The following is a 13,285-nucleotide window of genomic DNA, read 5'->3' as shown; positions in this document are numbered from 1 at the left end:
CAACAAAATAGGCAATTTCTGACTGAATCCGGGCCATTCCGCCCGGATTTTTCATTTTTTGACCATTTGGCAAATTTTACCAATTGATAAAAAATCAGATTGTGGCAAGCTGGGGTCCATAACAAACATATCTACAGGGAGTAGAGTGATGGCACAGGGCCAGATGGCACCCGGGATCGTCTCCGGGCGGCTTTCCAGCGATGAGCTGACCTCGAATTTCACCGATCTGCATCCGCCGCTGGCCCCGCACGAGGCCGCTGTGGCCGCCGATCGATGCTATTTCTGCTATGACGCGCCATGTGTGACGGCCTGTCCTACGGATATCGATATTCCGTTGTTCATTCGCCAGATTCAGGCCGGGCAACCGCAGGCGGCAGGGCAGACCATTCTGGAGCAGAACATTCTGGGCGGCATGTGTGCCCGGGTTTGTCCGACCGAAACTTTGTGTGAAGAGGCTTGCGTGCGTGAGACGGCAGAAGGCAAGCCGGTCGAGATCGGACGCCTGCAGCGTTATGCAACCGATGATGTGATGGCCTCGGGTGCGCATCCGTTCGAGCGCGCCGCATCAACCGGCAAGACAATTGCCGTGGTTGGGGCAGGGCCCGCCGGTCTGGCCTGTGCGCATCGTCTGGCGATGCTGGGGCACGATGTGGTGATCCACGAAGGCAAGCCCAAGCCAGGCGGTCTGAACGAATACGGGATTGCGGCGTATAAATCTACCAATGATTTTGCACAGGCCGAGGTCGATTGGCTGCTTAAAATTGGCGGGATCGCGATCGAGACCGGTTCGATTCTGGGAGAGACGGTTTCTCTGGAAGGGTTGCAGGAGAACTATGACGCTGTTTTCCTGTCAATAGGACTTGCGGGGGTGAACGCACTGCGGGCTGATGGTGTCGATAAAGACGGGGTGCGCCCGGCGGTCGACTTTATCTCGGATGTGCGACAGGCCAGCGATCTGGTTGATCTACCTGTGGGTCGCAATGTCGTTGTGATTGGCGGTGGTATGACTGCCGTAGATGCGGCAGTGAAATCGAAACTGCTAGGCGCTGAGCACGTCACCATCGCCTATCGCCGAGGTCGCGACGCGATGGGTGCCAGCCGGTACGAACAGGATTTGGCGGCGTCGCATGGTGTTCGGATTCTCTGCAATGTTCAGCCGGTGGCCATTCACGGAAATGGTGCCGCAGCAGAGATCGAATTGGAGTATACTGCGAGCCATGATGGTCGACTGACCGGAACGGGTGAAACTGTCCGTGTGCCGGCTGATCAGGTTCTTAAGGCCATCGGTCAGACGCTTGACGGTGCGCCGGAAGGCCTAACGCTGGATGGCAATAAGATTGCCGTGACGGGGGCGGGACGCACTTCAATGACCGGTGTGTGGGCTGGCGGAGACTGTGCGGCAGGAGGCGAAGACCTGACCGTGACCGCCGTAGCCGAAGGTCGCGATGCCGCGATGGATATCCACGCTGCACTGAGCGCGTGAAACTCAAAGACAAAGATGCAGAGCTGCATCAGGGAGGCCGGATAAATGGCTGATTTAACATCAAACTTTCTTGGAATATCAAGCCCGAACCCGTATTGGCTGGCCTCCGCGCCACCGACGGATAAGGAGTACAATGTTCGCCGCGCCTTCGAGGCCGGATGGGGCGGCGTAGTGTGGAAGACCTTGGGGGCCGAGGGGCCTCCGGTCGTGAATGTGAACGGCCCACGCTATGGCGCGATTTATGGCGCGGACCGCCGGTTGTTGGGACTCAACAACATCGAACTGATCACAGATCGGCCGCTTGAGGTGAACCTTGAGGAAATGGCCCGCGTAAAGGCGGATTATCCAGATCGCGCCCTGATCGCCTCGATCATGGTGCCCTGTGAGGAGGCTGCTTGGAAGGCCATTCTGCCGCGTGTGGCTGAAACCGGTGCGGACGGGATCGAGCTGAATTTTGGCTGTCCGCACGGGATGAGCGAGCGGGGTATGGGGTCTGCCGTCGGGCAGGTGCCGGAATACATCGAAATGGTGACCCGTTGGTGCAAACAGTATTACGACCGCCCAGTTATCGTGAAGCTAACGCCGAACATTACGGATATCCGCAAACCTGCGGCGGCGGCGAAGAATGGGGGCGCGGATGCGGTATCGCTGATTAATACGATCAACTCGATCACCAGCGTCAATCTGGACACCTTCAGCCCCGAACCCTCGATTGACGGTAAAGGCAGCCATGGTGGCTACTGCGGACCGGCGGTGAAACCAATCGCGTTGTCGATGGTGTCCGAGATTGCGCGGGCCGAAGCCACGCATGGGCTGCCGATCTCAGGCATCGGTGGCGTCACCACTTGGCGCGATGCAGCAGAGTTTATCTCGCTGGGTTGCGGCAATGTTCAGGTCTGCACTGCAGCGATGACCTATGGGTTCAAAATCATCGATGAATTGACGGCCGGCCTGTCGGAATGGATGGATGAGAAAGGCTATGCCAATATCGACGAAGTGATCGGACGCGCAGTGCCCAATGTGACGGATTGGCAATATCTGAACCTCAACTACATCGCCAAAGCGAAGATCGATCAGGATCAGTGCATCAAATGCGGTCGCTGTTTTGCAGCCTGTGAAGACACCAGCCATCAGGCGATTTCGATGTCGGCGGATCGGGTGTTCGAGGTTATCGACGAGGAATGTGTGGCCTGCAATCTTTGCGTGGATGTGTGCCCTGTAGAGGGGTGTATTTCCATGGATCCGATGGCCGCCGGAGCGGTTGATCCGCGCACAGGCAAGGTCGTTGATCCTGAATATGCCAATTGGACGACACACCCCAACAACCCCATGGCGAAAGCGGCGGAGTAGTCAGAGATTTTTCGTCGAAAAATCTTGGCGGAGAAAATTCGACGAATTTACTCAGAACAGAATGTCGATGGGTCCGTTGTGGCAGATGATGACATATTGATTGGCGGTGCGGATCAAATGGTATCCGCGCCGTTTCACTTCTGCCTGAAAAGCCGCGTGACCAACCTCCCGTTCGACCCAAGCAACTGAGCGTCGCACAACAGCTCCCGTTCGAGCAGATCGGGACGAGAAAAGCTGGGTGATCCAAGGCTCGGGATCTGAGCGATACGTCATCATGCTCCGAGCTTTTCTCAATAGGGTTAAACGTCTCTTAAGGTGTAAGCAGTTTTCGATAGAGCGTTTCCACGAACGGAACCGCGCCTTCGAAAGGGTCTTCTTCCCCAAGAATTGCCCGGACTTGAACATCGAAATCCGCATAATGCTGTGTCAGCGCCCAGATCGAAAAAATCAGATGATAGGGATGGACTCGTGCAATTTTCCCCTGAGCCATCCAGCTTGTCAGAATCGTGGTTTTTTCATCGACCAGTTTTTTGAGATCGCTGGACAAAGCTTCATGAATGCGCGGCGCGCCCTGAACAAGCTCATTGGCAAAGAGGCGGCTCTCGCGCGGCAGGTCGCGGCTCATCTCAAGCTTGCGTTGGATATAAGACAGTATTTCTTCCAGCGGGTCGCCATCCTCATTCAACGCGTGCAGGGGAGCGAGCCAGACTTCAAGCAGACCCGACAACAGGGCTGTATGGATCGCTTCTTTCGATGGAAAATAATAGAGCAGATTGGGCTTGCTTAGCCCCGCCTCAGCTGCAATTTGGTCGACGGTTGCGCCGCGAAAACCGTGGGCTGAGAACACATTCAGGGCCGCCTCGAGAATCGCTGCTCGGTTCTTTTGCTGAATCCGGGTTGGGGCGCGGTCTTTGGGCATGTTCACCTGTTGTCCTTTTTTCGGCCAGTTGGGCGTCAATTATGTCGAAAATTCCGGCAGGTCACTGCAATTTCTTGACTGATGTCGAACCCGTGATAGCGTGAGTTTGACCAGATGGTCAAATCAAGACACCAAAAGCGAGCCAAATCGCAAGCAACAGGGAAGAACATGATGGCAGCTCCGGCGCAGAATCTCAGGATCAATGGCGACAGGTTATGGGACAGCCTGATGGAGATGGCCAAGATCGGCCCAGGCGTCGCGGGTGGCAACAACCGTCAGACGCTAACGGACGAGGACGCCGAAGGGCGCGCGCTGTTTCAGAAATGGTGCGAGGATGCCGGTTGCTCGATGGGGCTGGACCAGATGGGCAATATGTTTGCCCGACGAGAGGGAGCGGACCCCGAGGCTCTGCCGGTTTATGTAGGGTCGCATTTGGATACGCAGCCCACAGGTGGCAAGTATGATGGCGTTCTTGGCGTGCTTGGTGGGCTGGAGATCATTCGCACGCTGAATGACCTGGGCATCAAGACCAAGCACCCTATTGTGGCCACCAATTGGACCAACGAAGAAGGAACGCGATTTGCCCCGGCGATGTTGTCTTCGGGGGTGTTTGCCGGAATGCACACTCAGGACTGGGCTTATGCACGTGAGGATGCCGAAGGAAAGAAGTTCGGAGATGAACTGAACCGCATCGGTTGGCGCGGCGATGAAGAGGTTGGTGCGCGCAAGATGCACGCTTTCTTTGAGTTGCACATTGAACAAGGCCCGATTCTGGAAGCTGAAGGTAAGGATATTGGCGTTGTAACCCATGGTCAGGGTTTGAGCTGGACCCAGGTTACCGTGACCGGCAAGGATGCGCATACTGGGTCTACACCGATGCCGATGCGCAAGAATGCCGGGCTGGCGATGGCGCGTATTCTTGAGAAAGTGGACGAGATTGCATGGTCGCATGCACCTCATGCCGTGGGTGCGGCGGGGCATATCGATGTCTATCCGAACTCACGCAATGTGATCCCCGGAAAGGCAGTGTTCACGGTCGATTTTCGCTCGCCCGAGTTGGACGTTATCACTGATATGGAGAACCGTCTGCGAGTCGCAGCTGAAGATATCGTCGAAGAGATGGGGCTGCAGATCGAATTCGAGAAAGTGGGCGGTTTTGATCCGGTGAAGTTTGATGAAGGTTGCGTGGCGGCGGTGCGCGATGCGGCTGAGCGGTTGGGGTATTCGCATACGGATATCATCTCGGGCGCCGGGCATGATGCCTGCTGGATCAACCGGGTAGCGCCAACGGCGATGGTGATGTGCCCATGCGTTGATGGGTTGAGCCATAATGAAGCTGAGGAGATCAGCAAGGATTGGGCTGCAGCCGGGGCGGATGTTCTGTTGCATGCGGTCGTTGAGACAGCAGAGATTGTGGAATAGGGGGCTCTGCCCCCGTCGCCCGATGGGCGGCTCCCCCGGGGTATTTTTAGCCAGATGAAGCAAGCGGCGTAGACCGCATCAGGGAGTTTAACATGAGCACTGTAATCAAGAACGGAACCGTTGTGACCGCTGATCTGACCTATAAGGCGGATGTAAAGGTCGAAGGTGGTGTGATTACTGAGATTGGGCCGGACCTGCGAGGTGATAAGGAACTTGATGCATCGGGCTGTTATGTCATGCCCGGAGGGATTGACCCGCACACGCATCTGGAAATGCCGTTTATGGGAACCTATTCCAGCGATGATTTCGAAAGCGGCACGCGCGCAGCGCTGGCAGGCGGGACCACGATGGTTGTGGATTTCGCGTTGCCTAATCCGGGCGAAAGCCTGTTGGACGCCCTGAAGCGTTGGGACAACAAGTCTACGCGCGCGAACTGTGATTATTCGTTCCATATGGCGGTGACCTGGTGGGGCGAGCAGGTGTTTGATGACATCAAAACCGTCATCGAGACGCGCGGCATCAACACATTCAAGCATTTCATGGCCTATAAAGGCGCGCTGATGGTGAACGACGATGAGCTATTTGCTTCGTTCAAGCGTCTGGCCGAGTTGGGTGGCACCGCGATGGTCCATGCCGAGAATGGCGATGTGGTTGCTGAACTGAGTGCGAAGCTATTGGCAGAAGGTAATACCGGGCCAGAGGCGCATGCCTATTCCCGCCCGCCACAGGTGGAAGGCGAGGCAACCAACCGCGCGATCATGATCGCGGATATGGCGGGCGTACCGCTCTATGTTGTGCATACTTCCTGTGAGGAGGCGCACGAGGCTATTCGACGCGCCAAGATGCAGGGCAAACGGGTTTGGGGCGAGCCTTTGATCCAACACCTAACATTGGATGAAAGCGAGTATTTCCACCACGATTGGGAGCATGCGGCACGGCGAGTCATGAGCCCTCCGTTCCGGAATAAGCAGCATCAGGACAGCTTGTGGAACGGTTTGCAATCGGGAACTCTGAGCGTCGTGGCCACGGACCATTGCGCCTTTACGACCGAGCAGAAACGATATGGCGTGGGTGATTTCACCAAAATCCCGAACGGGACCGGAGGGCTGGAGGATCGGATGCCGATGCTTTGGACGCATGGGGTGAATACCGGGCGATTGACGCCGAATGAGTTCGTGGCTGTTACTTCAACTAACATCGCCAAGATATTGAATTGTTATCCAAAAAAAGGTGCGGTTCTCGTGGGAGCGGATGCTGATCTGGTGGTTTGGGATCCGGATAAGGCCAAGGTGATCTCGGCTGATACGCAGCAGTCGTCGATCGACTACAACGTCTTCGAGGGCAAAGAGGTGCGAGGGCTGCCTCGGTTCACGCTGACCCGCGGTGCGGTGGCTGTACATGATGGCGAGATTCAGACTCAGGAAGGGCACGGTAAGTTCGTGGCACGTGAGGCCAATACCCATGTGAACAAGGCGCTGAGCACCTGGAAAGAGTTGACAGCGCCCCGGCCTGTTGAGCGGACAGGTATACCGGCAACGGGAGTATAAACCCCTTGGGTCGCCTTTCTGGCGACTCGGGTCTGAGCTTCTTCAAGGCAATGGAATGAATACAGAAAATACTACTCAGCCCGTTATTGAGGCAAGGCAGCTGGATCTTACATTTCAGACGAATGATGGGCCTATTCATGCGCTGAAAGATGTGAACTTGTCGATTGGCAAGGGGGAGTTCGTTAGTTTTATCGGCCCCTCGGGCTGCGGCAAGACGACGTTCCTGCGCTGTATCGCAGCGCTGGAAACACCGACCGGCGGGACCCTGACCGTGAATGGCATGACGCCTGACGAAGCACGGCGAAAGCGCGCTTATGGGTATGTGTTTCAGGCGGCCGGGCTCTACCCGTGGCGGACCATTGCAAAGAACATCAAGCTGCCGCTTGAGATCATGGGCTATTCCTCCGCCGAGCAGGAGGAACGCGTTAGAAAGGTTCTGGAACTTGTTGATCTTGATGGATTTGGCGGTAAGTTCCCCTGGCAGCTCTCGGGCGGGATGCAACAGCGGGCCAGTATTGCGCGGGCCTTGGCATTTGATGCGGATATTCTGCTGATGGACGAACCGTTCGGTGCGCTGGATGAGATTGTGCGCGACCATCTGAACGAACAGCTTCTGGCATTATGGGCGCGCACCGAGAAGACCATCGGTTTCGTAACACATTCGATCCCCGAAGCGGTGTATCTCAGCACCAAGATCGTGGTAATGAGCCCTCGGCCTGGCCGGATCACGGATGTGATCGATAGCCCTCTGCCGAAAGAGCGGCCTCTGGATATCCGTGACACGCCCGAGTTTATCGAAGTCGCCCACCGCGTGCGAGAAGGATTGCGAGCGGGTCATGGGGATGATGTTTGATGGCGGATAAAGGCATCAGACGGGCATCCTGCGAAGATGTGGGGGATTGCGCGCGCATCATCGCGACCTGGGCCGCGCAGACCGATTGGATACCCGAGGAATTGCCAGAAGAAAAGCTGGCGGATCTGATCCTTGAGGCGTTTCCGAACAGGGACATCTGGATCGCAGGTGATCCGATTGATTGCTATATGTCTGTCGATCCGGTCGAACATAAGGTTGGTGCGCTGTATTGTTTGCGCACTGGGCAGGGCATCGGCAAGCAATTGCTGGATAAGGCGAAGGAGGGGCGCGACCATCTTTGGCTGACCACACATGTGCCAAATGTCGACGCGCAACGGTTTTATCGGCGCGAGGGCTTTGTTGAGACGGGAAGAGAGCCTCCGGTGCCACCTGACACGGTGCCTGTCATTCGGATGGAGTGGCACGCATGAAGCAGATCATTGCAGTCCTCACCGTGATCGCCGCCATTGTCGTTGTCTGGTACGCGGCCTGTATTCCTATGAATATCAAAGGGGTTCTGACTGAACAGGAGCGCGCGGGTGCTGAAGTCCAACCACCTTCAGCCAAGGATCGCCGGGACATGGGGGAGATCGGTCTGGCCTTGAACAACGCGTTTGCAATCCCAGCCACATGGGAGCAGGGCCGCCCGCGGCTGCCTGCACCGCATCAAGTTGGGATTGAGCTGTGGGAAACCACGATTGAGAAAAAAATCACCTCGAAACGCTCTCTGATTTATCATGGCTGGGTCACGCTGAGCGCTACGATGCTGGGTTTTGCTATCGGAACCGGGTTGGGCATCCTGCTGGCGGTCGGGATCGTGCACAGTCGGGTGATGGATCTGTCGGTGATGCCCTGGGCGATCGTCAGCCAGACCATTCCTATCATTGCGTTGGCTCCGATGATCATTGTTGTTCTATATTCTGTTGGGGTTCAAGGGATCATTCCTAAGGCGATCATTTCGGCGTATCTGAGTTTCTTCCCCGTCGTCGTAGGCATGGTAAAAGGGCTGCGCAGCCCGGATGCTATGCAGTTGGATTTGCTGCGAACCTACAATGCCAGCCGTTCGCAAGGGTTTTGGAAACTGCGGCTGCCGGCCTCGATGCCCTATCTGTTTACATCGCTGAAAATTGGCGTCGCTGCTTCGCTGGTCGGGGCCATTGTTGGAGAACTGCCGACCGGGGCTGTTGCCGGGTTGGGTGCACGGCTGCTGGCCGGTAGCTACTATGGCCAGACGGTACAGATCTGGTCGGCGCTGTTTGCTGCGGCCATTCTCGCCGCCTGTCTCGTCGGGTTGCTGGGGCTGATCGAGCGGACCGTCCTGAAACGAATGGGGATGGCACAATGATACCTATTCTTGGTGCAATCGCTGTCTGGTTATTGGGCTGGTGGTTGAACAGCCGTCTGGCCAGCGGACCCTATTCTGACACACGGATGGTGCGGTTTCTTGCGCCCCTGATCTTCGGTCTGACCGTGATTGGCATCTGGGAACTGGTGGTGCGTGGACTAGAAGTGCCCTTGGTCATCCTGCCCGCACCATCGGTCATCTGGGACCGTTTCTGGGACAGTTTGCCGACACTTTGGGCTGACTTTGTTCAAACGATCATCAAGGGAGCACTCAGCGGCTACATCATCGGCTGCGGTTCGGCCTTTCTCATGGCAATTGCCGTGGATAGATGGGATTTCCTGCGCCTCGGGCTTCTTCCCGTCGGCAACTTCGTTGCAGCGCTGCCGATCGTGGGCACCGCACCCATTCTAGTGATGTGGTTCGGGTTCGACTGGCATTCCAAGGCGGCGGTCGTCGTAGTGATGGTGTTCTTCCCGATGCTGGTGAACACGGTGGCAGGGCTGCGCGAAGCCACAACGATGCAGCGCGATCTGATGGAGACCTATGCCGCCACCTATTGGCAGAGCTTCCTGAAACTTCGCCTCCCCGCCGCTATGCCGTTTATTTTCAACGGGCTAAAGATTTCTACCACTCTGGCGCTGATCGGCGCTATCGTGGCTGAGTTCTTTGGCTCCCCCACATTGGGCATGGGCTTTCGGATATCGACCAGCGTCGGGCAATTGTCGCTGGATATGGTGTGGGCCGAGATTGTGGTGGCCGCGCTGGCGGGGACGGCCTTCTATGGCGTAGTGGCGATGATCGAAAAGGCGGTAACCTTCTGGCATCCGTCGCAGCGAGGATAAAGGAATAACTCAACAGACCCCATAAACGGGGCAAACATAAGCAACTAGGAGATATGAAGATGAAGAAGCTACTCAGTGGGGCGGTTGCGGCCTTTAGCCTGGCAGCCAGTGCGACACTTGCTGCGGATGAGGTGACACTGCAATTGAAGTGGGTCACGCAAGCGCAGTTTGCGGGCTATTATGTGGCAAAAGACAAAGGGTTCTACGAAGAAGAGGGGCTGGACGTCACCATTCTGCCCGGTGGTCCTGATATTGCGCCCACACAGGTGATCGCAGGTGGTGGAGCAGACGTTACGGTGGAATGGATGCCGGCTGCACTTGCTGCGCGCGAAAAGGGTCTGCCTCTGGTGAACATCGCGCAGCCTTTCAAGAGCTCGGGCATGATGCTGACCTGCTGGAAAGATGCGGGGATTGCCTCGCCCGAAGATCTCAAAAATCGCACGCTGGGAGTCTGGTTCTTCGGCAACGAATTCCCGTTCATGAGCTGGATGAGTCAGCTGGGAATCGGTACCGATGGCAAAAGCGACAGCGGTGTCGAAGTGCTGAAACAAGGCTTTAACGTCGACCCGCTGCTGCAGCGTCAGGCCGATTGCATCAGCACCATGACCTACAATGAGTATTGGCAGGTTATTGATGCCGGTGTCACGCCCGAAGAACTGGTAACCTTCAAATACGAAGATCAGGGCGTCGCGACGCTTGAGGATGGCCTATATGTGCTTGAAGAAAATTTGAGCGATGCGGCCTTCACCGACAAGATGGAACGGTTTGTCCGTGCCTCGATGAAGGGTTGGAAATACGCCGAAGAGAACCCGGATGAAGCCGCCGAGATCGTTCTCGAAAACGATGCAACCGGTGCCCAGACAGAAGAGCATCAAAAGCGCATGATGGGCGAGATTGCCAAGCTGACCGCAGGGTCGAACGGGGCGCTGGATCCAGCCGATTTCGACCGCACGGTTGATACCCTGCTGGCGGGCGGATCTGATCCAGTTATCACCAAAAAGCCTGAAGGGGCATGGACACATCAGATCACCGACGCTGCGCTGAACTGAACCAGCTACAGCAAAAGACGCGCCAATCAAACGCGGCCCTGACGGGGCCGCGTTCTTAGTTTTGAATGTCGAATTTGTGCCTGTACTTGCTGGCCAGAACCTTTAGTATTTCCCTGTAATTTATGGCATTTTGTCACAGCATGCGGCATGAATGGTAGAATATGCAGGGATTTGCATCAGAATTCACCCAAGCGCTCTCGCTGATCCTCGAAGGGGATGCAGAGCTGTGGGCAATTGTGTTGTTGTCGCTGCGTGTTTCGATCTTTGCTGTTCTGATTTCGGCGGTCATCGGGATGCCTATTGGGGCAGCTTTGGCCGTCGCGCGGTTTCCGGGACGGCGGGCGCTGATTATCCTTGTGAACGCTCTGATGGGGTTCCCACCAGTTGTCGTCGGTTTGCTGGTCTACCTGATGTTATCCCGATCCGGTCCTCTGGGGGTGCTGGAACTTCTCTACACTCCCACCGCAATGGTCATAGCGCAGGTGGTGCTGGTGACGCCGATCATGGCCGCACTTACCCGGCAGGTAGTCGAGATGCTGGCCGAAGAGTATTCTGAACAGCTTCGCTCGCTCGGCGTATCGCGGTTGGCTTCGATCCCGGTGCTGTTGTGGGACGCGCGTCTGGCTCTGGTCACCGCATTACTGGCCGGGTTTGGCCGGGCAATCGCCGAGGTAGGCGCAGTGATCATCGTCGGCGGCAATATCAATCACGTGACGCGCGTGATGACGACCACGATTGCGCTTGAGACTTCGAAGGGGAACTTGGCGCTGGCGCTGGCCTTGGGTGTGATCCTGATCGGTTTGGCCGTGGCGGTAAACGCGATGGTCAGCGCATTGACCCTGCGGGCCGAGCGGGAAGGGCTGCGCCATGCGTGACGTCGTGACCGAGGTGCCAGGCATGTTAGAGGTCCAAGGGTTGCACATTGCACGCGAAGGCAAGGTGCTGCTCGATGTCCCGCATTTGTGCCTGGATGGCGCGGGTCCGACCATGATCTTGGGTCCAAACGGCGCTGGCAAAAGTCTGTTGCTGCGTTGTCTGCATGGTCTGATTCAACCCGACAGCGGGCGTGTCTGTCAGGACGGTGTTGTGTTGAATGCAGCCCACAAATCGCGGCAGGCGATGGTGTTTCAAAGCCCCGTGTTGCTGCGCCGCTCGGTCGCGGCCAATCTGGACTTTGTGCTAAAGCGGAAATCGATGCCCCGTGCCTTGCGCAGGCATCGTATCGAAGCTTTGCTGGCCGAAGGTGGGCTGGATGGCAAGGCACGTCAATCCGCGCGTTCGCTGTCTGGTGGCGAGGCGCAAAGGTTGGCGATCCTGCGCGCGCTGGCCTTGGACCCCAGGACCTTGTTTCTGGACGAGCCTACCAGCGCTTTAGATCCAAGCGCCATGCAGATGATCGAGCGGATGGTCCTGCGTGCCTCGGCCCGGGGTGTGCGAATCGTGATGGTGACGCATGACATCGGACAAGCGCGGCGCCTGGCATCTGACATCGTGATGATGCAGGCAGGGCGTGTGGTGGAATACGGAAGGGCGCAGCAGGTGTTGGAAGCCCCAAGAAGCAACGAGTCGCGCCGGTATCTGGCTGGCGGTCTGGTAACCTGATGAACAGAGATGGAGACTTCGAATGATCCCTGATTTCGTTCGGGCATCAATTGTCGCGCTTGGGCTGACCGCAGGCGCAGGTTTGGCCGAAGAACCCTTTATCGTTGTGCAATCAACGACCTCGACGCAGAATTCGGGTCTGCTGGACTATATCCTGCCGGGGTTCGAGGCCGAAACCGGTATCGATGTACGGGTTGTGGCCGTCGGGACCGGTCAGGCGATCCGGAACGCAATCAACGGCGATGGCGATGTTCTTCTGGTTCACTCCAAGCCCGCTGAAGAGCAGTTTGTAGCAGACGGTTGGGGTGTCGAACGGTTCGATGTCATGTACAATGATTTTGTATTGGTTGGCCCAAAATCTGATCCAGCCGAAATTGCCGGTGGCAACGACATTGTAACCGCTTTGACCGCTTTGGCCGAAGCGAAACTGCCGTTTGCCTCGCGCGGTGATGATAGCGGCACTCACAAAGCCGAGATGCGCTATTGGGAGGCGACCGGCGTTGACCCGACGGAGGCCTCGGGGACTTGGTATCGCGAGACCGGATCGGGGATGGGGGCAACGCTGAACGTGGCCAGCGGCATGGACGCGTATGCTCTGACCGACCGGGCGACTTGGTTGTCTTTCGGAAACCGGGGCAATCTGGAGGTCTTGGTCGAGGGCGATCCGCGCCTGTTTAACCAATATGGTGTAATCCTCGTGAACCCTGAAAAGCACTCCGGCGTTCGCGCCGCTGCCGGGCAAAGGTTTATCGACTGGCTTATCGGCCCTGATGGACAGGCGGCGATTGCGTCTTACACGCTGGATGGTGAGCAGTTGTTTTTTCCGAACGCACAGTAAGTTCGCCTTGGGTTAGCGCAACAAGGAATGGACGA

At 56.9% G+C, this 13,285-nt stretch carries 14 protein-coding genes; 12 read left to right on the top strand and 2 right to left on the bottom strand.

All coding sequences use genetic code 11. The features are described from left to right. Window positions 1–148 precede the first annotated feature (148 nt). Window positions 149–1,483, top strand: a complete 1,335-nt coding sequence (locus tag ACRZ96_RS04345; RefSeq protein ID WP_480704563.1) for an NAD(P)-dependent oxidoreductase — start codon at window positions 149–151, stop codon at window positions 1,481–1,483. 45 nt (window positions 1,484–1,528) lie between these two features. After that, window positions 1,529–2,833: an NAD-dependent dihydropyrimidine dehydrogenase subunit PreA gene (gene preA / locus ACRZ96_RS04340; protein ID WP_170645896.1), complete on the top strand. Its 1,305-nt coding sequence runs from the start codon at window positions 1,529–1,531 to the stop codon at window positions 2,831–2,833. A 51-nt stretch (window positions 2,834–2,884) separates the two neighbouring features. Here preA and ACRZ96_RS04335 read toward each other — a convergent pair whose 3' ends face one another. Together ACRZ96_RS04335 and ACRZ96_RS04330 are read right to left on the bottom strand one after the other, a co-directional pair. After that, window positions 2,885–3,106 carry an N-(5'-phosphoribosyl)anthranilate isomerase gene (locus tag ACRZ96_RS04335; RefSeq protein WP_480704565.1) on the bottom strand — a complete coding sequence of 74 codons (222 nt, stop codon included), beginning with the start codon at window positions 3,104–3,106 and terminating at the stop codon, window positions 2,885–2,887. A 37-nt stretch (window positions 3,107–3,143) separates the two neighbouring features. Further along, on the bottom strand, window positions 3,144–3,752 hold the full coding sequence (locus tag ACRZ96_RS04330) for a TetR family transcriptional regulator C-terminal domain-containing protein (protein WP_170393378.1): 609 nt from the start codon (window positions 3,750–3,752) through the stop codon (window positions 3,144–3,146). 171 nt (window positions 3,753–3,923) lie between these two features. Between ACRZ96_RS04330 and ACRZ96_RS04325 the strand changes: the two genes are divergently transcribed. The 10 genes from ACRZ96_RS04325 (at window position 3,924) to ACRZ96_RS04280 (ending at window position 13,250) form a co-directional block, all read left to right on the top strand. After that, window positions 3,924–5,174 carry a Zn-dependent hydrolase gene (locus ACRZ96_RS04325; protein WP_170662813.1) on the top strand — a complete coding sequence of 417 codons (1,251 nt, stop codon included), beginning with the start codon at window positions 3,924–3,926 and terminating at the stop codon, window positions 5,172–5,174. A 92-nt stretch (window positions 5,175–5,266) separates the two neighbouring features. After that, complete coding sequence (gene hydA / locus ACRZ96_RS04320) at window positions 5,267–6,721, top strand: dihydropyrimidinase (protein ID WP_170393377.1); 1,455 nt, start codon at window positions 5,267–5,269, stop codon at window positions 6,719–6,721. A gap of 55 nt (window positions 6,722–6,776) precedes the next feature. Next, the gene (locus ACRZ96_RS04315; protein ID WP_170421163.1) at window positions 6,777–7,574 is read left to right on the top strand and encodes an ABC transporter ATP-binding protein; all 798 of its coding nucleotides are present in this window, start codon (window positions 6,777–6,779) and stop codon (window positions 7,572–7,574) included. Continuing rightward, window positions 7,574–8,005 carry a GNAT family N-acetyltransferase gene (locus tag ACRZ96_RS04310; RefSeq protein ID WP_480814259.1) on the top strand — a complete coding sequence of 144 codons (432 nt, stop codon included), beginning with the start codon at window positions 7,574–7,576 and terminating at the stop codon, window positions 8,003–8,005. Before ACRZ96_RS04315 ends, ACRZ96_RS04310 begins: the two co-directional genes overlap by 1 nt. Then, the gene (locus tag ACRZ96_RS04305; protein ID WP_480814258.1) at window positions 8,002–8,919 is read left to right on the top strand and encodes an ABC transporter permease; all 918 of its coding nucleotides are present in this window, start codon (window positions 8,002–8,004) and stop codon (window positions 8,917–8,919) included. The genes ACRZ96_RS04310 and ACRZ96_RS04305 overlap by 4 nt, the downstream gene beginning before the upstream one ends. Continuing rightward, the gene (locus tag ACRZ96_RS04300; protein WP_170421165.1) at window positions 8,916–9,761 is read left to right on the top strand and encodes an ABC transporter permease; all 846 of its coding nucleotides are present in this window, start codon (window positions 8,916–8,918) and stop codon (window positions 9,759–9,761) included. Before ACRZ96_RS04305 ends, ACRZ96_RS04300 begins: the two co-directional genes overlap by 4 nt. 59 nt (window positions 9,762–9,820) lie before the next feature. Continuing rightward, entirely contained in the window at window positions 9,821–10,810 is a 990-nt protein-coding gene (locus tag ACRZ96_RS04295) for an ABC transporter substrate-binding protein (protein ID WP_170393369.1), read from the top strand. Between the two features lie 161 nt (window positions 10,811–10,971). Beyond that, a complete protein-coding gene (locus ACRZ96_RS04290; RefSeq protein WP_170626032.1) occupies window positions 10,972–11,685 on the top strand; it encodes an ABC transporter permease in 714 nt (237 codons plus the stop codon). Continuing rightward, on the top strand, window positions 11,678–12,412 hold the full coding sequence (locus ACRZ96_RS04285; protein WP_480704569.1) for an ATP-binding cassette domain-containing protein: 735 nt from the start codon (window positions 11,678–11,680) through the stop codon (window positions 12,410–12,412). Before ACRZ96_RS04290 ends, ACRZ96_RS04285 begins: the two co-directional genes overlap by 8 nt. Window positions 12,413–12,434: 22 nt before the next feature. Then, window positions 12,435–13,250: an ABC transporter substrate-binding protein gene (locus ACRZ96_RS04280; protein WP_480584792.1), complete on the top strand. Its 816-nt coding sequence runs from the start codon at window positions 12,435–12,437 to the stop codon at window positions 13,248–13,250. Window positions 13,251–13,285 lie beyond the last annotated feature (35 nt).

The sequence above is a fragment of the Ruegeria sp. CF1 genome (genome assembly GCF_056537445.1).
This window is presented reverse-complemented; position numbering and strand designations above follow the sequence as displayed.

Bases quoted from the DNA above. Each gene is read 5' to 3' on its own strand.
- ACRZ96_RS04345 (WP_480704563.1), top strand. From the start codon at position 149: ATGGCACAGGGCCAGATGGCACCCGGGATCGTCTCCGGGCGGCTTTCC.
- preA (WP_170645896.1), top strand. From the start codon at position 1,529: ATGGCTGATTTAACATCAAACTTTCTTGGAATATCAAGCCCGAACCCG.
- ACRZ96_RS04335 (WP_480704565.1), bottom strand. From the start codon at position 3,106: ATGACGTATCGCTCAGATCCCGAGCCTTGGATCACCCAGCTTTTCTCG.
- ACRZ96_RS04330 (WP_170393378.1), bottom strand. From the start codon at position 3,752: ATGCCCAAAGACCGCGCCCCAACCCGGATTCAGCAAAAGAACCGAGCA.
- ACRZ96_RS04325 (WP_170662813.1), top strand. From the start codon at position 3,924: ATGGCAGCTCCGGCGCAGAATCTCAGGATCAATGGCGACAGGTTATGG.
- hydA (WP_170393377.1), top strand. From the start codon at position 5,267: ATGAGCACTGTAATCAAGAACGGAACCGTTGTGACCGCTGATCTGACC.
- ACRZ96_RS04315 (WP_170421163.1), top strand. From the start codon at position 6,777: ATGAATACAGAAAATACTACTCAGCCCGTTATTGAGGCAAGGCAGCTG.
- ACRZ96_RS04310 (WP_480814259.1), top strand. From the start codon at position 7,574: ATGGCGGATAAAGGCATCAGACGGGCATCCTGCGAAGATGTGGGGGAT.
- ACRZ96_RS04305 (WP_480814258.1), top strand. From the start codon at position 8,002: ATGAAGCAGATCATTGCAGTCCTCACCGTGATCGCCGCCATTGTCGTT.
- ACRZ96_RS04300 (WP_170421165.1), top strand. From the start codon at position 8,916: ATGATACCTATTCTTGGTGCAATCGCTGTCTGGTTATTGGGCTGGTGG.
- ACRZ96_RS04295 (WP_170393369.1), top strand. From the start codon at position 9,821: ATGAAGAAGCTACTCAGTGGGGCGGTTGCGGCCTTTAGCCTGGCAGCC.
- ACRZ96_RS04290 (WP_170626032.1), top strand. From the start codon at position 10,972: ATGCAGGGATTTGCATCAGAATTCACCCAAGCGCTCTCGCTGATCCTC.
- ACRZ96_RS04285 (WP_480704569.1), top strand. From the start codon at position 11,678: ATGCGTGACGTCGTGACCGAGGTGCCAGGCATGTTAGAGGTCCAAGGG.
- ACRZ96_RS04280 (WP_480584792.1), top strand. From the start codon at position 12,435: ATGATCCCTGATTTCGTTCGGGCATCAATTGTCGCGCTTGGGCTGACC.